Origin of the sequence: Glycocaulis abyssi (assembly GCF_041429775.1) — a bacterium.
Classification (GTDB): Bacteria; Pseudomonadota; Alphaproteobacteria; order Caulobacterales; family Maricaulaceae; genus Glycocaulis; species Glycocaulis abyssi.
Map to the genome: position 1 here is coordinate 582459 of NZ_CP163421.1, position 21294 is coordinate 603752.

The 21294-nt window shown below is 64.8% G+C and carries 20 protein-coding genes; 10 read left to right on the forward strand and 10 right to left on the reverse strand.

Features of this window, described 5'->3' with window-relative positions; translation table 11 throughout:
* Nucleotides 1–25: 25 nt before the first annotated feature.
* Nucleotides 26–1354 carry a spinster family MFS transporter gene (locus AB6B38_RS02945; RefSeq protein WP_371394242.1) on the forward strand — a complete coding sequence of 443 codons (1329 nt, stop codon included), beginning with the start codon at nt 26–28 and terminating at the stop codon, nt 1352–1354.
* Nucleotides 1355–1432: 78 nt separating this feature from the next.
* On the opposite strand, the gene AB6B38_RS02950 is transcribed toward AB6B38_RS02945, so the two are convergent.
* From AB6B38_RS02950 to AB6B38_RS02960, 3 genes are all read right to left on the reverse strand, one after another.
* Nucleotides 1433–1987 carry a DJ-1/PfpI family protein gene (locus AB6B38_RS02950; RefSeq protein ID WP_371394243.1) on the reverse strand — a complete coding sequence of 185 codons (555 nt, stop codon included), beginning with the start codon at nt 1985–1987 and terminating at the stop codon, nt 1433–1435.
* 292 nt (nt 1988–2279) lie between these two features.
* Nucleotides 2280–2732 (reverse strand): hypothetical protein, encoded by a 453-nt coding sequence (locus tag AB6B38_RS02955; protein ID WP_371394245.1) that lies wholly within the window; start codon nt 2730–2732, stop codon nt 2280–2282.
* Nucleotides 2733–2774: 42 nt separating this feature from the next.
* Complete coding sequence (locus AB6B38_RS02960) at nt 2775–3722, reverse strand: isopenicillin N synthase family dioxygenase (protein ID WP_371394246.1); 948 nt, start codon at nt 3720–3722, stop codon at nt 2775–2777.
* A gap of 153 nt (nt 3723–3875) precedes the next feature.
* On the opposite strand from AB6B38_RS02960, the gene AB6B38_RS02965 reads away from it, so the two are divergent.
* The 3 genes from AB6B38_RS02965 (at nt 3876) to AB6B38_RS02975 (ending at nt 6633) form a co-directional block, all read left to right on the forward strand.
* Nucleotides 3876–4598, forward strand: coding sequence for a glutathione S-transferase family protein (locus tag AB6B38_RS02965; RefSeq protein WP_371394248.1), 723 nt, complete (start codon nt 3876–3878; stop codon nt 4596–4598).
* A gap of 292 nt (nt 4599–4890) precedes the next feature.
* Nucleotides 4891–6186, forward strand: a complete 1296-nt coding sequence (locus AB6B38_RS02970) for a hypothetical protein (protein ID WP_371394249.1) — start codon at nt 4891–4893, stop codon at nt 6184–6186.
* Nucleotides 6187–6360: 174 nt separating this feature from the next.
* Nucleotides 6361–6633, forward strand: a complete 273-nt coding sequence (locus AB6B38_RS02975) for a hypothetical protein (RefSeq protein WP_371394250.1) — start codon at nt 6361–6363, stop codon at nt 6631–6633.
* Nucleotides 6634–6646: 13 nt separating this feature from the next.
* Here AB6B38_RS02975 and AB6B38_RS02980 read toward each other — a convergent pair whose 3' ends face one another.
* Nucleotides 6647–7387, reverse strand: coding sequence for a polysaccharide biosynthesis/export family protein (locus tag AB6B38_RS02980; protein ID WP_371394252.1), 741 nt, complete (start codon nt 7385–7387; stop codon nt 6647–6649).
* Between the two features lie 98 nt (nt 7388–7485).
* Between AB6B38_RS02980 and AB6B38_RS02985 the strand changes: the two genes are divergently transcribed.
* The 3 genes from AB6B38_RS02985 to AB6B38_RS02995 are packed head-to-tail and all read left to right on the forward strand — an operon-like array spanning nt 7486 to nt 11005.
* Nucleotides 7486–9066: a GumC family protein gene (locus AB6B38_RS02985; protein WP_371394254.1), complete on the forward strand. Its 1581-nt coding sequence runs from the start codon at nt 7486–7488 to the stop codon at nt 9064–9066.
* Nucleotides 9067–9116: 50 nt separating this feature from the next.
* Nucleotides 9117–9752: a hypothetical protein gene (locus AB6B38_RS02990; protein WP_371394255.1), complete on the forward strand. Its 636-nt coding sequence runs from the start codon at nt 9117–9119 to the stop codon at nt 9750–9752.
* Nucleotides 9749–11005 carry an O-antigen ligase family protein gene (locus AB6B38_RS02995; RefSeq protein WP_371394256.1) on the forward strand — a complete coding sequence of 419 codons (1257 nt, stop codon included), beginning with the start codon at nt 9749–9751 and terminating at the stop codon, nt 11003–11005. Before AB6B38_RS02990 ends, AB6B38_RS02995 begins: the two co-directional genes overlap by 4 nt.
* Here AB6B38_RS02995 and AB6B38_RS03000 read toward each other — a convergent pair.
* From AB6B38_RS03000 to AB6B38_RS03015, 4 genes are read right to left on the reverse strand one after another with little or no spacing between them, the layout of a single operon-like run.
* Complete coding sequence (locus AB6B38_RS03000; RefSeq protein ID WP_371394257.1) at nt 10981–11910, reverse strand: glycosyltransferase family 2 protein; 930 nt, start codon at nt 11908–11910, stop codon at nt 10981–10983. The two genes, AB6B38_RS02995 and AB6B38_RS03000, sit on opposite strands and share 25 nt — an antisense overlap.
* Nucleotides 11907–12689 (reverse strand): polysaccharide deacetylase family protein, encoded by a 783-nt coding sequence (locus AB6B38_RS03005; protein WP_371394258.1) that lies wholly within the window; start codon nt 12687–12689, stop codon nt 11907–11909. Before AB6B38_RS03005 ends, AB6B38_RS03000 begins: the two co-directional genes overlap by 4 nt.
* The gene (locus AB6B38_RS03010; RefSeq protein ID WP_371394259.1) at nt 12686–13579 is read right to left on the reverse strand and encodes a glycosyltransferase family 2 protein; all 894 of its coding nucleotides are present in this window, start codon (nt 13577–13579) and stop codon (nt 12686–12688) included. The genes AB6B38_RS03005 and AB6B38_RS03010 overlap by 4 nt, the downstream gene beginning before the upstream one ends.
* The gene (locus tag AB6B38_RS03015; RefSeq protein ID WP_371394260.1) at nt 13576–15030 is read right to left on the reverse strand and encodes a polysaccharide biosynthesis C-terminal domain-containing protein; all 1455 of its coding nucleotides are present in this window, start codon (nt 15028–15030) and stop codon (nt 13576–13578) included. The genes AB6B38_RS03010 and AB6B38_RS03015 overlap by 4 nt, the downstream gene beginning before the upstream one ends.
* A gap of 177 nt (nt 15031–15207) precedes the next feature.
* Here AB6B38_RS03015 and AB6B38_RS03020 point away from each other — a divergent pair, with 177 nt between their 5' ends.
* Nucleotides 15208–16290: a GNAT family N-acetyltransferase gene (locus AB6B38_RS03020; protein WP_371394261.1), complete on the forward strand. Its 1083-nt coding sequence runs from the start codon at nt 15208–15210 to the stop codon at nt 16288–16290.
* A complete protein-coding gene (locus AB6B38_RS03025; protein ID WP_371394262.1) occupies nt 16287–17387 on the forward strand; it encodes a hypothetical protein in 1101 nt (366 codons plus the stop codon). The genes AB6B38_RS03020 and AB6B38_RS03025 overlap by 4 nt, the downstream gene beginning before the upstream one ends.
* Before the next feature lie 35 nt (nt 17388–17422).
* Here AB6B38_RS03025 and AB6B38_RS03030 read toward each other — a convergent pair whose 3' ends face one another.
* Nucleotides 17423–17917: a hypothetical protein gene (locus AB6B38_RS03030; protein ID WP_371394263.1), complete on the reverse strand. Its 495-nt coding sequence runs from the start codon at nt 17915–17917 to the stop codon at nt 17423–17425.
* Between the two features lie 642 nt (nt 17918–18559).
* Nucleotides 18560–20107, reverse strand: a complete 1548-nt coding sequence (locus tag AB6B38_RS03035) for an acyl-CoA carboxylase subunit beta (RefSeq protein ID WP_371394264.1) — start codon at nt 20105–20107, stop codon at nt 18560–18562.
* A gap of 39 nt (nt 20108–20146) precedes the next feature.
* On the opposite strand from AB6B38_RS03035, the gene tgt reads away from it, so the two are divergent.
* Nucleotides 20147–21277 (forward strand): tRNA guanosine(34) transglycosylase Tgt, encoded by a 1131-nt coding sequence (gene tgt / locus AB6B38_RS03040; RefSeq protein ID WP_371394265.1) that lies wholly within the window; start codon nt 20147–20149, stop codon nt 21275–21277.
* Nucleotides 21278–21294 lie beyond the last annotated feature (17 nt).

Sequence of the window (21294 nt, forward strand, 5' to 3'; positions counted from 1 at the left end):
ACCATTACCTGCCGGGGGATATTCCATGAGTGAGACGCTGCCGGGCGCGCCGGGTGTAGCCGCTGCGACCACCGTGCCCAAGCCGCCATCCAACCTGTATCGCGGGTATGTGATGGTGATGCTGTTCCTGGTCTATGCGTTCAACTTTCTCGACCGGCAGATCATCTCCATTCTCGCCATCCCGATCCGCGAGGAGCTGGGGCTGGACGACCGCCAGCTCGGCCTTCTGGGCGGCATTGCCTTTGCGCTGCTCTACTCGGTGCTGGGCGTGCCGATAGCCTGGCTGGCCGACCGCACCAACCGGGTATGGATCATCACCATCGCGCTGGGTGTCTGGAGCGGCTTTACCGCGCTGTGCGGCATGGCCCAGAATTTCTGGCAACTCTTTGCCGCGCGTGTAGGCGTCGGCGTGGGTGAGGCAGGCGGGGTGGCCCCGTCCTACTCCCTCATCGCCGACTATTTCCCGCCGCAGGCACGCGCCCGCGCGCTCGCCTTCTATTCGCTCGGCATTCCGCTTGGCAGCGCATTTGGCGTCATCGCAGGCGCGCAGATCGCCAGCGGCAATATCGGCGAGGGGCTGGACTGGCGCTGGGCCTTCATCATTGTCGGTCTTGCCGGCATCCTGCTCGCCCCGATCTTCCGCCTGACAGTGCGCGAGCCCGCGCGCGGCCAGCTGGATACGGTCAAGCTGGACGTCAAGGCAGCCAAGCCGAGCTTCTTTGCGGTCATCCGCGTGCTTCTGAAGAAGCCCGCCTTCTGGTTCCTCACCTTCGGCGCGGCCTGCTCGTCCATGATGGGCTATGGCGTTTTCTTCTGGGTGCCGAGCTTCCTGGCGCGCTCCTATGGGCTTGATCTCGTCACCACGGGCTGGATGTTCGGCGGCTTGCTGATTATCGGCGGTGCGGCAGGGATTATTCTTGGCGGCTTCATCTCCGACTGGGTCGGCAAGAAGTCCAAAGCCTGGTACGCGCTGGTGCCGGGCATCGCCTTCCTCTTCACCATGCCGTTCTACGCGGTGGGTGTGCTGGCGCCGAACGCGACGATTGCCTTCTTCGTCTTCATCATCCCGAACGCGCTGGCACTGGCCTGGCTGGGGCCGGTCCTGTCGGCCTTCCAGAATCTCGTGCCCGCATCGATGCGCACGGTGGCGTCATCGATCTTCCTGCTGATCAATAATCTCTTGGGGATCGGGGTGGGCATCTATGTGCTTGGCGAGCTGTCCACCCTGCTGGCGCCTGCCTTTGGCGATGAATCGCTGCGCTACTCGATCCTGATCGGCTCGTGCCTCTATCTGGTCGCGGCCGGCTTCATGTTCCTGGCGGCACGCTGGCTGCCGCGCAACTGGGAAGGTTAGGGCCTTATCGCCAGTCAGGCATGAAAAAGCCCCGGTGCGTCATGCTCCGGGGCTTTTTTCTGTTTCAGGCGCGGTGCGTTACGCGGCTTCAGATGTCTGCGTCTGCAGCGACTCCGCGAACACCTTGGCGACATCGTCGCGGGCGGTTTCGCCGCTGGCGGCAAACACCTCGCCATTCAGGGCAAGGGCCGCGTCGGCATCGCCGATTTCCTTGCCGGATACTTCGGCCAGCATGGCAAGAGCCTCGCCGGCAGCGAAGATGGGCCGGCCGCTGGCAAACATGTCTTGGACAAGCCGCAGCGCCGTATTGGAATCGTTCAATGCGTCGACTGCGCGCCGGCCGCCGGGAAGCACCAGCCCCGCGCCCTCATCAGCCGCTACATCGTCAAAACTGGTATCTACGACGAAGTTCATTTCCTCGCCGGTTTCCGTGCGGCCAGATACCAGTGCGCGGGCGCTGGAGGCGACCTTCAGCTTGTAGCCGGAGCGCTCGGCGGCGCTGGCCGCGGCGTTCAGGTCAGGCACGGAGAAGCCCGGAGCGGCAAGTGCCAGAATGGTGCCGGCCTCGCCCACACGGGCAATATCGATACGCGGTTCGCGATTGTGACGGTTGGGACGTTTTGATGGGGTCATGAATCCTCCTGGCCTCGCGCGCCCTCGCGCAAGGCTGCTTGTGAACAGAGATATGTGCGTAACGCTTAAGCTAGGGAGTCGATCCGGCAGATACAACGCCGCACCGCATCAAATCCTGTGACAAAATAGTGATGCAGGCGCGTATGACCGCATAAGAAAGCGCTCCTGCCCGGGGAACAGGAGCGATCACAGTATAAGAGGTTGGTCAGTCAGAAACTGCGCCTGCCATCAACATACGGTCTGGCACGCAATCAACAAAATAAATAATACCACTAGCGGCAATCGTTGTTGTCTATTGAGATGCCGCGGCCGGGCGCAGGGCCTTGTCGTTCGCTGCCGCGCTGAGCAACGCAGTGCCTGCGACGGCAGCGATGGAAATCCGCAAGGCAATCTCGCCGGAGATGGCGGTGAACATTGTCACAGCCCCGCCTACAACCAGGCAGACCACCAGCACAGGCAAGGCTGTCCGCCCGGTGCGGATGAAAACCTGCCGCGCGATGGCATCGCCCAGAATGTCCAGCTTCCAGCGCTGGCGGGCGAAAATCACGATCCATATCCACAAAATCGCGCTGACCAGCCAGACCCCGAACCCGATGCCCGAGGCGAGATAGCCAACGCCAAGACCCGCCCCGCCAATGAGGGTGAGAGCCTCTCCGCCCTGCCAGGCGATAATGGCAATGCCGTTCAGCCGCGTCATCAGGCGGATGATCTGGATACTGTCTTCCGGACTGCGCTGCCCTGCCATGCGCTGACCTCCCCCGTTGGCGGCCAGCGCGCAAGGAAACTCTTAAGCGAGGCGAATCTCGCGCAGCCGCTCCATAAGATACTCATGGGCGGTGATGGGCTGCAAATAGCGGTCGGGATTATCCGCGCTGACGCATTGCGGCAGGGTCTTGATCTCCACGTCCGGCGCGAAGTGCAGGAAGAAGGGCGTGGAGTAGCGTGAGAAGGCCATGCGCTCCGCGCTGGGGTTCACCACGCGGTGCGTGGTTGAGGGCAGGACATGGTTGGTCAGGCGTTGCAGCATGTCGCCCACATTGACCACCAGAGCGCCCGGCGGCGGGTTGATGGCCAGCCATTCGCCGGAGCGCGTCTTCACCTGCAGGCCCGCTTCCTCAGCGCCCAGCAGCAGGGTGATGACATTGATGTCCTCATGCGCGCCTGCGCGCACGCCGTCCGGCTCGCCTCTGACGGGCGGGTAGTGCAGGAGGCGCAGAATGGAATTGCCCTCGGCGACGCGTGCCTCGAACCAGTTTTCCGGCAAGTCCAGATGGCGCGCGATGGCTTTCAGCAGGATGCGGCCCATCGCGTCCAGCGCATCAAACAGATCGCGCGTTGTCTCGTCGAAGCTGGCGGGGTCACTGACCGGCACATTGGCAGGCATCACATCTGAATAGCGGTGACCCTCGGGCAGGTCGCGCCCCCGATGCCAGAATTCCTTCAGGTCTACAGCCGCGGCGCCCTTGGCCGCTTCCACGCCGAACGGCGTATAGCCGCGCTGCCCGCCGCCGCCGGGCTGGTGGTATTGCCGCTTGGTGTCGTCTGGCAGCGCGAAGAAGGCTTTTGTGTCGGCAATGGCGCGGTCGATCACGTCCTGATCGATCGTGTGATCGCTGACCACCGCAAAGCCGAACTCGCGGAAACTGCCGCACAGCGCATCGGCAAAGCCTTGCGGGTCGCGTGCAGCCTGCGCGAAAGAAACGGGCTTTATCAGGTCTTGCAGGATGGCGCTCATGGTCGGTCTACCAGCTTGGGAAAAGGGGCAGGGCATTTAGCGCGTCTTATGGCAGAGATGAAGGGCGCTTACCCTTGACGATGCAGCGATGACGGACAACTTGCCAGTCATAATCACGCGGCCCAATGTCGCGCGCCAAGCAAAAGGTGTCCCATGTCCCAATCCCCCATCGATGTATTTTACTGGCCGACGCCTAATGGCTGGAAGGTCACCATTGCGCTGGAGGAGATGGGCCTGCCTTACGTGATCCGGCCGGTGAATATCGGCGCGGGCGAGCAGTTCAGGCCGGAATTCCTTGCCATCAGCCCCAATAACCGCATGCCCGCCATTACTGATCCGGACGGCCCGGACGGCAAGCCGATCTCGATTTTTGAAAGCGGTGCGATCCTGCAATATCTCGCCCGCAAGACGGGCAAGTTCTACGGCGCCAATCCGCGCGAGCAGGCAGAGGTGGAGCAATGGCTCTACTGGCAGATGGGCGGGCTGGGGCCGATGGCAGGTCAGGCGCACCATTTCCGCTCCTACGCGAAAAAGATCGAACCGGACGAGACCAAGCTCGAATACGGCGCGAACCGCTACACCAATGAGGTGAACCGGCTTTATGGCGTGCTCGACCGGCGGCTTGCCGACCGCGAATACCTCGCCGGGCCATACTCCATCGCCGACATGGCGGCCTGGCCGTGGATACTGCCTGAGGGGCAGGGCCAGAATCTCGATGACTTCCCGAACCTGAAAGCCTGGGTGGAGCGGCTGAAAGAGCGCCCGGCTTTGCGCCGGGGCCGCGATGCAGGCAAGGAGCTGCGTTCCAACCTCGCCGAAGACTCCGAGGAAGCCAAAAAGGCCCGCGCGATATTGTTTGGGCAGAAGGCGCTTTAGGACCTCAGTTCTTCCATGTTGTCATGGCCCGGCTTGTCCGGGCCACCCATGCCTCTGGCCTTTGAACAACGGATTACTTGCAGGCCGCGTAGCGGCCTGAAAAGCGCGAACGCGCGCCCGCGACTAACTGTGCCCGCGTAGGCGGGTATTCGCGGAACATCGCAACGCGGACGCGTTGCGCAACCAACAGAGGCATGGGTCCCCCGCATGAAGCGGGGGATGACACCTTTCTGCAATACGTTGAAGCCTCCCGCCCGCCATGCTTGGATAGGGCGTGCGTAAGGGGGAAAGCGTGGCACGACGGGGATCGAGATACAGCCTTGAGAGGGTTCAGGCGCGCGCGCGGCGCGTGCGTCACCCGCGTGAAGCCGGATTGCCGCGGCGCCTGATATGGTGGGGCTGGCAGGCACTGGCGGCTCTCGCGCGCCCTGCCGTCTTTGCTGTTCTCGTGGCCTTGGCCGGCTTCTCGGCGTTTGACGGCATGCGCCATCTGAACCCTGTAGCCGATATGCCTGACCGCGCCGGACGCGTGAACGACGCCTTTGCCTCACTGGCGCCGGACGCGGCCACAGCGGCCTCGATCTGGAGCAATGAGCTGGAAACCGCCATGCAGCCACGCGCAGGGCTGCCGCCCGACAACGCGCTTGCCGCAAGCCTGCTGGCCGCATTCGAGCCGATGGCTGGCCGGGAACGCTTCTCCAGTATGGTGTGGGCGGAATTGCATGCTCGATCATCCCCGGAGGCAGAGGCCATCCTCAGAGCATTGCCAGTCTGGGTCCGGACGCGGGAGCTGGAATCGGCGTGGAATCGCCAGATGGAGCATGCGCGAGGACATTCAGGACGCGCTGCAGCGGCAGGGCTCGCCCCCGCTGCGGTCCGCACGCGGTTAGAACGCGCCGGGCGGCTCTACGACGCAGTTCAGCCGTTTCAGGCCGCCTTCTTCGCTGGCCATGAGGACGGCGCGCTCAATCTCGCCCTGCTGCCCGGCCTGTCAGCCGGGGCAGGCGAGCTTTGGCTTCAGTCCGACCAGATGGCCGCTCTTGCTCATTGCCCCGCTGGAGAGCCACTGGAATGCGCGCTGGCGCGCATGGGCCGTGATGCCGGGGCGGGACAGGGCGCGCGCCTGCTGCGCGCCGCCCTGCTGGCCGGGCAAGTGGATGACGCCTTCCGGTCAGAACTTCAATCGGCCAATGAACAGACACTTCACGCCATTGCCAGTGAGCTGGGCGCGGTGGCGCGCTACACCTCCAACATTGATGCCATCCGGCTGACCGCCCTGCTGGAAACGCCGCAGGACGCCGCGCGCCTGCGCCGCCTGTCGCTGGAGGCGGGGCCGCGCACGCTGGCGCTGGCGCATTTTCACGGGCGCGGCGCGCTGGCGCTGGATCGCGGTGAGGGTCAGGCCAGCCCCGTCACCGCCGAAGCCTGGGAGCGATTTGTGCTGGCGGGCGTGTTTGCCGCGCTGGCTCTTGGCATTGTGCTGGCGGCGCTGACATCGGCTTTCAGCGTGCGCGTAACCGGCCGGGCCGGGCTGGGACAGCGCATCGATATCGCGATGCGTGAGTTACTTCTTGGTAGGAAAGTCTAACAAAAATAAATGCTTAAAATGCATTATTCTTAGTTTGCCTTAACCCTGTGGATACCATTCCCCGCGAATATGCCCTCACACCAACGCAAAACCTTGCGTGGGTGGTGGGGTGTCAATCACGGGTTCGAGACGAGGGCAAAGCCCCGCAGAACCCAAATGGAATGGGGAAGACAAATGGCTTTCACCGATGTGGAAACCCGTCAGGTTCACGACGCGATCAATACCGATCCGACCGGCGAGGATTTGTGCAAGCTCGGCCTGCTCTACTCAACGGGCCAGGGCGGCGTTGTCGACTATGTCGAGGCGCACAAATGGTTCAACCTGGCAGCCCTGATGGGCTCTGAGCCGGCAAAGCACTACCGCAGGGAAGTGTCCAGCGAGATGGGTACCGAAGACATCGCGGCGGCACAGCGCGCGGCGCGCGAGTGGCTCTCCACCCGTCACTAGGCTGGTCTGCCGGTCAGTTGCGCGTTGCCTCGAACAGCAGGTAGTTGAAGCCTGCATCGAGCGGCAGGATGCCGCGCACGAACTGGTCGACGAACAGATTGACCTCGGCAATGGTCGAGCGCGGCACGAACACGACATCGTGCCGGGCCAGCGGGATCATGTCGGTCGGCTGTCCGCGCAGTGCGGAGCGTACATCAACCGTGCGCATCATCGCGCCGCCATCGGGCGCACGCCGCAGGACGACGACCGAGTTGCGCCGCGCGGTGGTCTGGAAGCCGCCAGCAAACATGATGGCTTCGAGCACGCCTGTCCGGCCGTCCGGCAGCGGGTAGGGGCCCGGCGCGTTCACCTCGCCGCCGACCAGAATGCGCTGTGAGCCAAAGCTGAGGGGGCGCACCTCCACGATGGGGTCGCGAAGCACCCGTGAATACCCGTCTGCGATGGCCCGTGCAGCTTCCGGCGCTGTCTTTTGCGACACCATCACCCCGCCCACAAGCGGCAGGCTTGCGCGGCCGTCCGGGCCGATTTCCACCTCGCGCGACAATTCCGGCGCGGTGTGGACCGTCACTTCAATCGCATCGCCGGGATAGAGCCGGTAAACCGGATCGCCGCTGGTCCATGCCTGGAAGCGCGATGGCTCGAATCCGTTGGCAGTCGGACGCGCGCGCCCGCCGCAGGCGGAAAGACCAATTGCTGCACTGCCAGCCAGCAGAGCAGCGAGCGCGTTGCGCCGTGTCCAGTCAAATTCGCCCATGGGTCGCCACCTTCGAGTCACTGACATATTTGATGAAGTGTAGCCTTCAGCGAGCCGGGCTAAGAAAAAATTAAGCGCACCCCCGCCAGATGTCGCTTATGGAATCAACGCGCGGTCCCGCTTCAGGAAACGCCGCCCCGGCAGGCATGGGCCGCCGGGAGCTGGATCTGTTTGACCTGCTGGCACTGGCATGGTCGCAGAAGCTGCTGATCGTCATCGTTTTCGTGCTTCTTTTCGTGCCGATGGCGGCCGCAGCCTGGTTTGTCCTGAAGCCTGAATATGTCGCGCAGTCGCGGCTTCTGGTCCTGCTGGATCAGGAAGATCAGGCACCGGGCGCGGCAGGCTCCGGCGGCGCGTTCACGCTCGATCAGGTGTTGCAGTCGGAAGCGGAAATCCTCAACTCGGAAACTGTTCGCCGCCTCGCCATCGAGCGTCAGGGCAGCTCGCCCCAGCCTGCAGTGCTGCGCGAGATGCGCACAAGCTTCCAGGTCGAGCGCGCGCCCCATGCCAGCGTGCTGCATGCCAGCTATGCCGGGGAGACACCGCAATCGGCAGCCAATGTGCTGAACGCCATCGTGGATGCCTACCTTGCCTATCGCCGCGAAGTGCTGGTCGAAGACGGCGCCGACGCGCTGGGCCAGCGCCTGGCCGCCGCCGAAATTGCCGCGGCCGTGGCCGAGACCAATCTGCGTACTTTCCTGACCGAAAACGCCATTGTCGATTTTCAGGCAGAGCGTCTGGCGCTGGTCACGCGCATGACCGAGCTGGAAAACTCCCTTCTGGCAGCCGAGGCTGCGACGCAGTCTGCGCGTGGAGGGGCTGCGGCCCTGTCTCAGCGCTTGCGGGACATGCCGCAATCCATTGAGCTTTATGTGGAAAATGATGTGACGGGCCAGCTTCTCGCGCTGGAGGTCCGCCGCCGCGAGCTGACATCGCGCTATCAGGATGACGCGCCGCCGGTTCAGGCACTTGACCGCGAAATCCGCGCCCTGCGCGAGCTGGTGCAGTCTGGCGGGGCGGATGGTGCGGGGCAGCGGCGCACAGGCGCCAATCCGGTCTATCAGGAGCTCGACACCGCGCGCCTTCAACGCGAGTCCGAAGCCGCCGCGCAGGCGCGTCTTGCCGCCACGCTTCGCTCGCAGCTGGAGGCCGCCCGCGCTCAGGCCGACCGGCTGGCCGGGCTTTCCAGCCAGTATGACCGGCTGAGCCGGGAGGCCAGTTCGCGCGGCGAGGCTGCAGGGCGTCTGGCCTTGCAGTTTGCCGCGGCTTCTTCGCGCCGGGGCGGTGCATCCGGCATTGCGGATTCGGTGCGTATCGTCGAGCGGGCAACGCCGCCAGCGCAGGCGCGCTCCTTGCGCAATGCGGCCATAGCGGCGGCCGGGATACTGGCGCTGGGCGCTGCCGTGCTGGTTGGCCTGCTCAAAGGCTATTTCGAGGCCACACGTGACCCGCGCACCCTGCGCCGCCCGGCACAGTCAGAGCCGCACGATGAGCTGTCTGTTTCAGACATCGAGCCCGCGCCTGTACCCCACCGGCAAGCGGCCAGAACCGCACCACCACCTGCCTGCCGCCAGCACTCAGCGCCGGTGTCTGCGCAACCTGCTGCAAGGCCCCTTGCCGTGCTGGCCCGCGTGCGGGATTTTGGTCCGGGTAGTATTCAAGGGGCAGGGCGGGCATGACCGGCCCCGGACCTGCGCTACCTTCGGAACCATTAGCGGAGACAGACGGCGTGAATCCGTTCGCCACAGAGCTTGCCGATCTGGCACGCAGGCTGGCCCCTCCCGGGGCGCCGGGCAAAGCCGTGATGATGCTCGGCATCACTGCCAAGGCCGGTACGTCCAGCGTCGCCGCCGGGCTGGCGCGCGCGGCTGCGGTGGAAACCGGCGGGCCGGTCTGGCTGGTGGATCTCGATTTTGCCAATAACCCGCAGGCCAGCCGGGCGCGGCTCAATGGCTCGGCCTATTCCACCGAAATCGGCGCCGAACCGTTCTGGGCAGCAGAACCGGCCGGAACGGGGCGTCTCGTGCTGCGCAAGCTGGAAGCGGCCTATGTGCTGGTTACGCGTTTCCAGCACAAGCCCGGTGAGATGGAGCGACTCGTCTACAAGCGCGCGCCGGGCTACTGGCAGCAATTGCGCGCCATGGCTCCGCTTAGCGTAGTTGATGTGCCGCATGGCTCACCGGCCATAGCCGCTGTCGCGCCTGATCTTGATGGCGTCATCCTTGTGGCCAATGCGCGCCGCGACAAGCGGGCCGATGCCGAACGCCTCGCGGCCCATATCGAAAAGCTGGGCGCAAAAGTGCTGGGCGTGATCGTGAACCGCGCCCATGACTGGCAGGGTGAGGCGAGGGGAGCCGCGCAATGAACGCGCTCCACCGGGCGGATATCTGGCGCTCGGCCTTTCCCCGCCTGACCTTCCTGCCCTTGCTGGAAGCGGCGCTGGCGGTTCTGGCCATATTGTTGTTTTCGCAGGCCCTGCTGGGGCCATTGCTGGTTGATCCGCTAAAGCCGGATGCGGCAGAGGCGCTGCGTCTGGTCTGGCTGCCGGTTTACGGTGTGACCCTCATCCTGATCGCCATGCGCCCTCTGGCCTTTCTGGAGACGGCGCTCAGGGCCTGGCCGCTCGTGCTGCTGGCGGTATTGGCCGGACTGTCCACCTTCTGGTCGATCGATCCGGACATCACCTCGCGCCGCGCGCTGGCGCTGGCCATGACGACCCTGTTCGGCCTGTGGCTGGCATCGCGTTTCGACTGGAAGTCTCTCCTGACCATTCTGGCGGTCAGCTTTGCCATTTTGTTGATTGGCAGCGCGATAGCCGGGGCGTTGGTGCCAAGCTTTGGCGTGATGCAGGAAGTCCATCCCGGCGCGTGGCGCGGCCTGTGGTGGGAGAAGAATACGCTGGGCGCGATGATGGGCTGGGCCGTGCTGGCCTTTGTGGGCGCAGCGGCGTTCGATGCAAAGCGCCGCATGCTTTGGCTGGCCCTCGTGATCCCCGCGCTGGCTCTGGTCCTGCTCTCCACCTCGCGCACGGCGCTGCTGGCGAGCTTCATCGCGATTGCCGGGCCGGGCATGATCGCGATGGCGCGCCGGGATGCGGCCTCATCCGCGATTGCCATAATGGCAGGTGTTGTGGGGGTATCACTGGGCATTCTGGTGCTGGTGATCGGCCCCGGTGTCCTGCTCGAAGCGCTGGGCCGCGATGCGACCTTCACCGGCCGGACAGACATCTGGGAGGCGCTGTTCCGCCAGATACGTGAGCGCCCGCTGCTGGGTTTTGGCTATGGCGTTTTCTGGCAGGTGGAGCTGGGGCCGGCGCACTGGGTGCGGCTGGAAACAAGCTGGCCTGTGCCGACGGCGCATAATGGCTGGATAGAGACCGCGCTCGCCACCGGACTTGTCGGGGTGGGCATTGCCCTGATTGCTTACGCTGGCGCGCTGGGCAGCGCGGTCATGCGCCTGTTCCGGGGCAATGAGACCTATTGGGCGCTGCCCTTCCTCGTCATGTGGGGGCTGATCAGTTTTTCCGAGAGCAATCTCGCCGAGCAGAATTCGCTCATGTGGGTGATGTTCACCGCAACGGCGGCGAAACTGGCTCAGCCGCGCGAGGCCGCGCCGTAAAAGCGCGGCGCAAGGCCTTCCATCCAGAACAGCTTGCCAAAGCCCTGCACGGCCTTGTCGAGGCAGGCTGCGCCGGCCCCAGGCCCGGCGGCCAGGCGCGCAGGCAGGGCTGCTAGACCAAACACCATTGCCTGTCCCAGACCGACCGCCATCCAGCCCAGCAGGGCGGGATAATCGACTTTCGAGCCATGAATGCAGTTCTGGCTGGCACCCTGACCATAGGCGAAGCTGCGCGCCAGCATGTGCGGCCAGCGCGCGCGCTTGTCCTCCACATGCTCGATCACTTCGGCGCCCGCTGACCAGGCAAAACGCACGCCCGCATCCTGCAATGCAACGAACAGAAGATCGTCCTCGCCGCCCATCTCATTGGTGCGCACATCAAAGGGCGGATCGGGCAGAGTCGCCGCGGCCCGGTCGATCAGGGAATTGCCGCAGCCCCAGTCGCGGGTGCGCAAGGCGTCGTGGTCTGGGCCGGTGCGCGCATAGAGGCGTTCCAGAAAGGCCCGCGCGGTTGGCGCTGCATCCACTGCCAGCGGCGTGACCGGCCCGAACACGATGGGGCAATCCATGGCACTGCGTGTAGCCAGCAGGCTTTCCAGCCATTGCGGTGTAGCTGCCTCATCATCATCCAGCTGGGCGATTATGCGTCCCGTGGCCGTGGCGAACCCGGTATTGCGGGCATTCGCGACGCCGGGGCGCGGCTCGTGAACATAGCGGATCGCAACCGGCGAACCTTCTGTGAGCTGGCTGGCCATATCGCGCGCGCTTCCTGCCGGATCATTGTCCACAATCATGATTTCATCGGGCAGGCGGGTCTGCGCCAGAACGCTCGCCACCGCCCGGGCCAGCCCTTCGGCCCTGCGGAAAGTGGGGATCAGCACGCTGACGGAGGCGTCTTCGCTCATGCCGTGATCCTGGCAGGCGTGCCTGACAGCATTGAGAGGGTCTCGCCAACCGTCAGCACGGGCAGGTCCTGCGCGTCCACTTCCGCGCAGATGGTCGCCAGAAAGTCCGGCGTGCAACCCCATTCGGACGGGTTTTCGCGCACATCATGGCCATAGAAGATCAGCCAGCCCGGTTCGCGCCTTACCTCGTGAATGGCCCGCAACGCCTTGTCCAGACCGGCCTTCCCGCCATCCAGCGCCACCGCCTTTAGCAGGTTCATGTCATCGCCCTTGCGGTTGATGCCGTGGCGCACCCCGCGCAGCGCGCCATAGCGTGGCTGCAGGGCGCGCTTGATGGCCGGGCTCGCCTCTCCATAGGGAAAGGCAAAGCTGGTGCGCGGGCGCAGAATGCCCAGATCCATCAGCTCGGCGCAATTGCGCTCGCAATCGTCTGCGAAAATGTCCGCCTCGCAATGACTGGCATCGAGATGGGCGTAGGTGTGGCAGGCAATCTCGTGGCCGCGTGCGTGCAGCGCCTCGATGTCGGCCCGCTGCATCATCTCGCCCAGATGCGTGGTCGTGCCGAGAAAACCCATGGCGGTGTAGAAAGTGCCTCGCCAGCCGCGCTTTTCCAGCATGGGCGCGCCGTTGAGCGCGGCAGAGCGCGGGAAATCATCAAAGGTGAAGGAGACGATGGGCTCGTTGATGGCCACGCCGATCGGCCGCCTTACGCCTGCGCGTGCTGCCAGACGGCGCACCTTGCCAAACAGACCGCCTGCGGGCTGGTAGATATCGCTCATGGCGTCACCTCCTTCAGGGCTGCTGCCGCGCACGCTGCCTTGTAGGCTTTCAGCGCCAGTACGCGCGCGCGGGTCGGCAGGGTGCTGGCCCGCGACAGGGCCGGTGCCAGCGCCTGCACAGGACCAGACAGCCGCCACTGCGCCAGCAGGCGTGCGAGACGCGCGCCGGGCAGGCTTGCCTGATCGGGATGGCGGGCGAGGAAGCGGGCATAATTGACGCCGCCCTCGGCAAACTTGGCCAGCAGCCGGTCAACGCTCTGCAATCCGCCATGGCCCGCCGGATTGTCGATATGGGCCAGCCTGCCGGACCTGGCGGCCCGCACCGCCCAGTCCACATCCTCCCAGCCCCAGCCGCGATAGGTTTCGTCAAACGGCGTGCTGGCCATCAGGCTTGCCCGCACTGCCATGTTGGAGCCTGCGAAGGCCGATGCCCCGCGTTTGGCGCGCGCTGCGGCGTCGTCGACATCGCCGGCGCGGGCGAGGGCAGCATGAACGGCGAACTGGCCTGCCTTGGTCTCCGGCACGAGATAGCCGCCATAGGCCGCATCAAACTCCGCGCTTTCGAGCAATGCCTGCCAGCAGGAGAGAAAGCCGTCCGGCAGCTCCATATCGGCGTCCAGAAAGAGCAGCCATTCGCCCTTTGCCGCCCCGGCCAGCGCATTGCGCGCGCCGGAGCGCTGCAGGTTCGTCTCTGAGCGGAGCGCGCGCGCCTTGCCTGCCAGAACGCCGGGATGCGCGGAGAGGCGCTCGAATACATCTGCTGCGGGCGAGCCATCATCAAACAGGATGATTTCCATGTCCGGTCCGGCCTGCGCCAGCAGGGCGTCCAGCAGGGCAGACGGGTCATCCCCGTGAAAGGGGATGAGGACAGAGAGGAAGGGCGCGCTCATGCGCCCCTCCATTGGAGGCGGCGCATGGCGGGCATCACGAACACGCTGCGGCACCCGGCAACGTCCAGCGTTAGGGCCACAATCGCGTAGACCAGCACGCCTACAGGCACGTGCAGTGCCAGATGCGCGAAGGCGGCTTCCGGTACCGGCAGGGCCATCAGCGCTGCGGCCATGATGACGCTGGCCGTAGCGGCCTTCACCCAGTCATCAATGGGCAGGGAGAGCCGGAATATACCCCGGCCCATAACCACGCACGCGGCCAGCGCAATGGCGTAGGAGAGAACCGTGGCCAGCGCCGCACCGATCAGGCCCAATATCGGGATCAGGGCGAGGTTCAGCGCCAGGTTCAGCGCCGCACTGCCTGCCATCAGGCCAGCCATGACTTTCGGCTTGCGCCCGATCACGAAGCTCTCATGGAAAACATAGGTCATGAAGCCGTTCAGCATCGCGCCCAGCGCAATCAGCGGCATGATGGGCGCGGCGGCCCCGGCCAGGCTTTCGGCGATGAGAAGCCGGGCGAAGGGCTCTGACAGAAGCGCGATGCCGGTCGCAGCGGGAATCGCGATCAGACCCATCAGGCCGGCGGCCTGGCGCAGCACAGCGCGCGCGGCCTCGGCCCCTTCATGCTCGAACGCCTTGATGGCCAGCGGCCCGGCCGTCATGCCCAGCCAGATGAAGATGATGTTCAGAGAGCGGTCGGTAATGCCGTACCCGGCGGCATAGGCACCCGTCGCAGCCTCGCCCATCAGCGCCGCAATGACGAAACGGTCTCCGGTGGAGAGCAGGTGTTCAAACACCAGCGACACCGCCACAGGCGCACCATAGGCAAAGAAGCGCACCGCCCGGCGCGGTCCCGCCCGGTCGCGCTTGGCCTTGGAGAGAAGCACCGGAATGTCGATCAGTATGGCCACCACGCACGCCAGCGCCATGCCTGCGAACGGGCCTGCAGGCCCCATCCCGCCTGCCAGAATGAACACCACGCCAAGGCCGAAACCGGTGCTGAGGATGAAGCTTTCCAGCAGCGCAAAGCGCACAGCCTCGCCTTCGGCGCGGCGTGTTTCGAGTGCGATCATCATGGCTGATCGCAGCACCTGTGAGACCAGCGCGAACGCGCACACCGTCTTCATTTCGGTGCTGACGGGCGCAAACGCGATAGCCCCGCCGAAGATGACAAGGCTTGCCAGCGCCAGCGCGCCATAGATCGAGAAAGCGGTCGCGAGATGTCCGCCGAGGCGGCCTCTGGCGGTCGCGCGCGCATGGTGGCGCGCCACGGCGGCGTCCAGCCAGGTGAAGACAAGCGTCTGGATGAGCAGTGCGCCCGCCAGAACGAGCGTGTAGCGGCCATACTCCTCCGGTGACAGGACGCGGGTGAACACCACCACGCTGCCAAATCCGACAAGGATTTGCGCGGCATAGACCGGCAGATAGGTCAGCAGATGGCGGTTCAGCATTATCAGGCGTTCCGGTGCGCTACATCGTGTGTTTGCTAGCAAGCCCGATGCCGGAGCCGCAGCGGAACGCAGCATGCATAACAAGCCTTAAGAAGCGCCTTAACCGGCTGGAGCGTATAAAACCGTTCCGGAATGGGTCAGGTGCAGCATGAGCGCGCCTATCTGAGGGGACGGCGAATGATGCAAGTCGAGACATGCCGCGCCCAGTCGCTTGGCCAGACAGAGCGCGATCTCTGGCGCAGCTTTCAGGCGGCAGACGCGAGCCTTGCCAGCCCGTATTTCTCACTCGGATTTCTCGATGCCATGGCCGCCGTGCGGCGCGATACCCGCGTGCTCGTGATCCGTGAGGGCAGCGAGATCAAGGGCTTTCTTCCCTTTCACAAGGGCGCGCTGGGCCATGCCCGGCCGCTGGGCGGACCGCTGAGCGACCATCATGGCTTTATCGCCGCGCCGGGCGCCCGTTTCGACCTTGAGGCTGTCCTGAAAGCTGCCGGTCTGAAAGTGTTCGATTTCTTCGGCGCGATCGGCACTCAAGCCGCGTTCCGCGACCATGCGCAGCTGGTTGACGGTTCCTGGGTCATTGATCTGTCTGCGGGTTATGACGCGTGGGTCGAAACACGCAGCGCGGTGGAGCCAAAGGCTTTCCGCAATCTGCGTGCGCGCCGCCGCAAGCTGGAAGAGGAAACAGCCAGCTTCAAATTCCGCATTCAGGACGAGCGCCCCGAAGTCCTTGAAAAAGCGATGGAATGGAAATCACGCCAGTACCGGCGCACCAGCCATTTCGACGTGTTCTCGGTCGACTGGACCCGCAAGCTGATCGATACGCTCGTCAAGGGCGGGCTGGACAATGCGTCCGGGCTGGTATCGAGCCTTGAGGTCAACGGCGAGCTTGCCGCCGCTCATGTGGGCATGCGTTCCGGCACCGTCCTGCACTACTGGTTCCCGGTCTATGACCCGGAATTTTCAAAGCTGGGGCCGGGGCTGAACCTGCTTACCGAAATCGCCCGGACGCTGTCGGGTGAGGGCCTGAGAGAAATCCATCTTGGGCCTGGCGAGTACGACTTCAAACGCGAGCTGGCCAGCTGGCAGTTTCCGCTGGCGTCGGGCTATGTCGCCGCGCCATCACTTCTGGGTGCCGCGCGGCAGCTGGCCGGCCAAATCGAGGACGCGGCCGAGCGCCTGCCGCTGGGGCCGATCTCCACGCTTCCCGGCCGGGCTTTCCGGCGCATTGACCGGCTCACCGCGTTCAGGGTGGCATGACGACGCGGCGCAATCTGCTGGCATCTGGCGGGGCGGCGTTCAGCGCCGCGTTCGCGCCCGCGGGCCTGCGCCTTGCCTCCTACGATCCATCACCGTCTGGCCGCCTGGCCTTGTGGGACAATACAACCGGGCCGCATTTGCGCGGTGCCGTCTTTTCCCAGCGGCGCGTCTATCCTGAGCTCGATGGCACAACATTTCTGGGGCCGGGACTGCTGGGCGCGCCCGTGTCACAGGCAGCGCTGGATTCGCTGGCCGAGGCAGGCGCCAATCTGGCCGTCTGGTCTGGCGCGGGCGTGTTCGCCGAAACGGGCCGCTTTGGCGTTGACCCGGCGATTGAGGACCATATCGGGCGCTGGCTGGAGATGTGCCAGCGCGCCGGTCTCTACACGGTTATCGGCTTTCGTACCGGGCCGGGGCGCAGCGCTTTTGCCTTTCACCCCGATGATGACTGGTATCCGCGCCGCCTGCTGAACAATTCGCTCTGGCGTGATGAGGAGGCACAGGCCGCCTGGGTGGCCATGTGCCTGCATGCCGCGCGCAGCTTTGGCTCGCACCCGGCGCTGGCGGGCATTCTGGCGATGGTCGAACCCAATGGCAGCGATCTGGGCCATCCGTCTGTCTGGCCCGCCATGGCCGCCGCGATTGACCGTGGCTGGCCGCAGTCTTCGGGCGTGCCGCTCATCCTCAGCCCGGACCGCTGGGCGAGGGCAGAGGCGCTAGGTGCGATGCAGAGCGCATCTGCGCATACAATCATCAATGTGCATGACTATGCGCCGTGGGAATACACCCATCAGGGCGCGCGCGCCGGCGTCCGCCTCAATGATGATGGCCGCCATCTGGCAGAGGCGATGGCTGGCTATCCGCGCTGGGCCTGTCTGGAGTTTGGTGCGGCGCTGCACGCGCCTGATCTGGGCCGCTATTTCCAGACCCGCATCGCCGCGCTGGAAAGCGCTGGCGCGAACTGGGCGGCGTGGCGCTGGCCCAGCGGCTGGGACGCCTACGAGACGCGCGAAACCGGCATGAATGTCACGCTGTCCCGCGAGGCCATGAACGCGCTGCGCGCTGCCTTCAGCCGCAACCGGGGACGCCCGGACTGAAGGCAGCGCGCCTGCGCCGTGCGAAGAGGAGGGACTTACTCTTCTGCCGGATCGCCCATTTGATAGACCGGCTCATCACTTTCCGGCTGTGCAGCAGCCTGCTCTGCAATAGCTGCCGCCTCGGCTTCGGCGCGCAGCACGCTGTCGCACTGCCCCCCTTCATAGAGGCCCGACAGCCAGTACCAGCGCTTCTCGGCGATCTCGCGCTGGGCGGCGAGTTCGGCTTCACGCTGTTGCGCCCGCTGACGCATGAACCCGCCGACCGCGCCGATGCCGGGAATGGCCCGACCCGCTCCTGACATCAGCGCGGCCTGCTGCGCGAGGCCGGTTGCAGCCTCCGTCGCATAGGTGGAGTCGAAAACACCGCCTTCCGGCGCACCGCCCAGCACTTCGGCGGCAGCATTGGCTTCCACGATCACTTCGCGGCAGGAAAGCGCGGTATCACCGGCGCGGATCACCTGGCCCTGCTGGGCAAGGGCGGGCGTGGAAAGGGCGGCCATGGCCAGCCCGGCAAAGAGGATGCGTTTCATCTCAGGTCTCCTTCTCACTCCCCAAAGGAGCTAACGGAAGGGACCGTCTCTCAAAGCGTGCCGTGTTGCATCTGACGAAGCTGGTAAGATTTGCAAGATGTTGGAATTATTTATATCTTCTAGCTCCTCCCCATTGTCATTCTCTGGCGGCGTAGCCGTCCGGGGAACCCATGCCTCTTTAGTTCCGCAACGCATCCGCGTTGCGATATTCCGCGAAAAGTCGCGGGCGCGCAGTCGCGCTTTTCGGCGCTGCGCGCCGGGAAACCGGTATCACTCAACGCTCCCTTTTTTCTGCGTTTCCCCGACGAAAGTCGGGGTCCAGAAGGAGAACTTGGCTGGGCACCGGCTTTTGCCGGTGAAACGCGCGTGAGTAGGCATCAATCCCCGGCGGCCTGCTCATCTCCTTCGTCGTTCCCGCGCAGGCGGGAACCCAGCTTTGATATCTGGGTCCCCCGTCGAGGCGGGGGACCCCGGTGGACAGGTCAATGGCCATCCCAAAAGCTGTCATCACCCGCGCATGCGGGTGATCCATGCCTGAGAGCTTGGAGCTAGCGGGTTCGTTGCAGGCATGGGTCCCCCGGACCTCGCTGCCGCTCGGCCGGAGGATGACAGTGTTTGGAGTTTGGGGAAGCGGAACACCCCCTAAGGCCGATAACGTGGCTTTTTATCCCCCCGTTCGCGTAAAGGCGCAGAGAGCCTCGCAAACTCGGTCAGCAGGGGCCGGGTTTCGGCTGGGTCGATAATCTCCTCCACCCAGAAGCGTTCCGCCGTCTTGAAGGGTGAGGAGAAGGCGCGCATCTGGCGGGAGAGTTCCGCCTTCATCGCGGCGGGGTCTTCGGCTGTTTCCAGCGCTGCCTTGAACGCTGCCTCCACCCCGCCTTCAAGCGGCAGGGAGCCCCAGTCGCCCGACGGCCAGGCATAGCGATAACGGAAGCCGGTATGGTTCATCATGGCGGCGCCCGCGACGCCAAAGGCTTTGCGCACGATGATGGCACACATGGGCACGCTCGCCTGATAAAGCGCGGCGAGCGCCCGCGCGCCATGGCGGATGGTCCCGGCGCGTTCAGCGCGCGTGCCGATAACGAAGCCGGGTATGTCCACGAAATGGACAATCGGCAGGCGGAAGGTTTCGGCCAGATCGATGAAGCGGATCAGTTTCTGGGCGGATTCGGCGGTCCACCCGCCGCCATAGACTTTGGGGTTCGACGCGATAACGGCGACCGGCCAGCCATCCAGCCGCGCAAAGGCGGTGATGACGGACTGGCCGAAATTGCGGCCCATCTCGAAAACCGATCCCTTGTCCATCGTCGAGGCGAGGATGGCGTGCATGTCATAAGCGTAGCGCTTGTCGCGCGGGACGATTGCCGACAGCGCTGGATCGGTGCGGGCGGGATCATCTGATGGCGTGGTGCGCGCGGGCAGTTCGTGGACGGAGTTTGGCAGATAGGAGAGGAACCAGCGCGCGGCCTCCATCGCTTCGGCCTCGCTGGCAAAGGCGTCATCGACCGCGCCAGCGGCGAGCTGGATGTCCGCACCGCCCAGTTCCTCCTTGGTGACGTCCTCGCCAATGCCCGCCACCACTGGCGGCCCGGCGACGAACATCTGCGCCTGGCCGTGCACCATCACCGAATAATGGCTGGAGACGGCGCGCGCGGCACCAAGCCCCGCCACCGGTCCCAGCAGCAGCGAGACCACAGGGACGGTCTCCAGATTCTCCACCACCAGATCCCAGGCCGGATTGAAGGGCACGTAAGTGGCGCCCATGTCGAGAATGGATTTGACCGAGCCGCCGCCGCCCGTGCCTTCGATCAGGCGCACGATAGGCAGGCGTAAATCCCGCGCCATCGCCTCGGCCTGAATCTGCTTTTCAACGATGGCCGCGTCGGCCGCCCCGCCGCGCACGGTGAAATCGTCTGCCACCAGCACCACGTCGCGGCCACGCACTTTAGCGCGGCCAAAGACGCAGTTGGCAGGCATCAGGCCGGTAAGGTTTCCATCCTCATCATAGCTCGCTGTGCCTGCGATGGAGCCGATCTCGCGAAAGCTGCCCTCATCGGATAGAAGGGAGATGCGCTCGCGCACATTCAGCCGCCCTGCCGCGCGCTGGCGCTCCAGTTTTTCCGGCCCGCCCATCGCGCGTGTCAGCGCCTGACGCTTGCGCAACTCGTCAATTTCGTCTTTCCAGCTCATCCGTTCCACCTTCCCGCCGCATCAGGACATCCGACTCACATGGCCAGTTTTCCCTTTGAGATCGCCGCCGTCGATGGCCAGGCGCGCACCGGCACCCTGAAAACGTCGCGCGGGGATATCCGCACGCCCGCCTTCATGCCGGTGGGGACGGCAGCGACAGTAAAGGCGCTCTATCCCGATCAGGTAAGGCAGGCAGGCGCGGACATACTTCTGGGCAATACCTACCACCTGATGCTGCGCCCCGGTGCAGAGCGGGTAAAGCGCCTTGGCGGCCTGCATCATTTCATGCGCTGGAACGGGCCGATCCTGACTGACTCTGGCGGGTTTCAGGTCTGGTCGCTGGCGGGCCTGCGCAAGATGAGCGAGGAGGGCGTCGCCTTCAAAAGCCATATCGATGGCTCAAAGCACATGCTGACCCCTGAGCGCTCTATCGAGATTCAGGCAGACCTCCTCGGCGCCGATATCTCCATGCAGCTGGATGAATGCACGCCCTTCCCTTGCGAGCGCGATGCGGCGGCGAAATCCATGGAGCTGTCCATCCGCTGGGGGCGGCGCTCCAGGCAAGCGTTCGGGGAGCGCGCTACCCAGAACCTCTTTGGCATCGTGCAGGGCTCGGTCTATCCGGATTTACGCCAGCAATCGGCGGAAGCCCTGATGGAGACCGGCTTTGACGGCTATGCTGTCGGCGGGCTCGCGGTGGGCGAAGGCTTTGAAATGATGTGCAGCGTGCTGGACGTGACAATGCCGCACCTGCCACAGGATCGCCCGCGCTATCTGATGGGGGTGGGCCGTCCGATTGACCTCGTTGAGGCCGTGGCGCGCGGGATCGACATGTTTGACTGCGTGATGCCGACCCGCTCAGGCCGCCATGGTCAGGCCTGGTCGGACTATGGCCCGTTCAATCTGAAGAATGCGCAATATGCGGAGGATGAAAGCCCGCTCAATGAGGCGGTCGACTGCCCGGCGAGCCGCGACTACTCGAAAGCCTATCTGCATCACCTGGTGCGGGCGGGAGAATATCTCGGCTCCATGATCCTCTCCTGGCACAATGTCGCCTATTACGAGGATCTGATGGCGCGCATGCGCGCGGCTATCTCTGAAGGCCGGTTCGAGGCGTTCCGCGCCGAATTCCTTTCCCGCTGGGAAGAGGGCACGGGCAAGCGCCAATAAAAAGCGGCCTCCGCTAA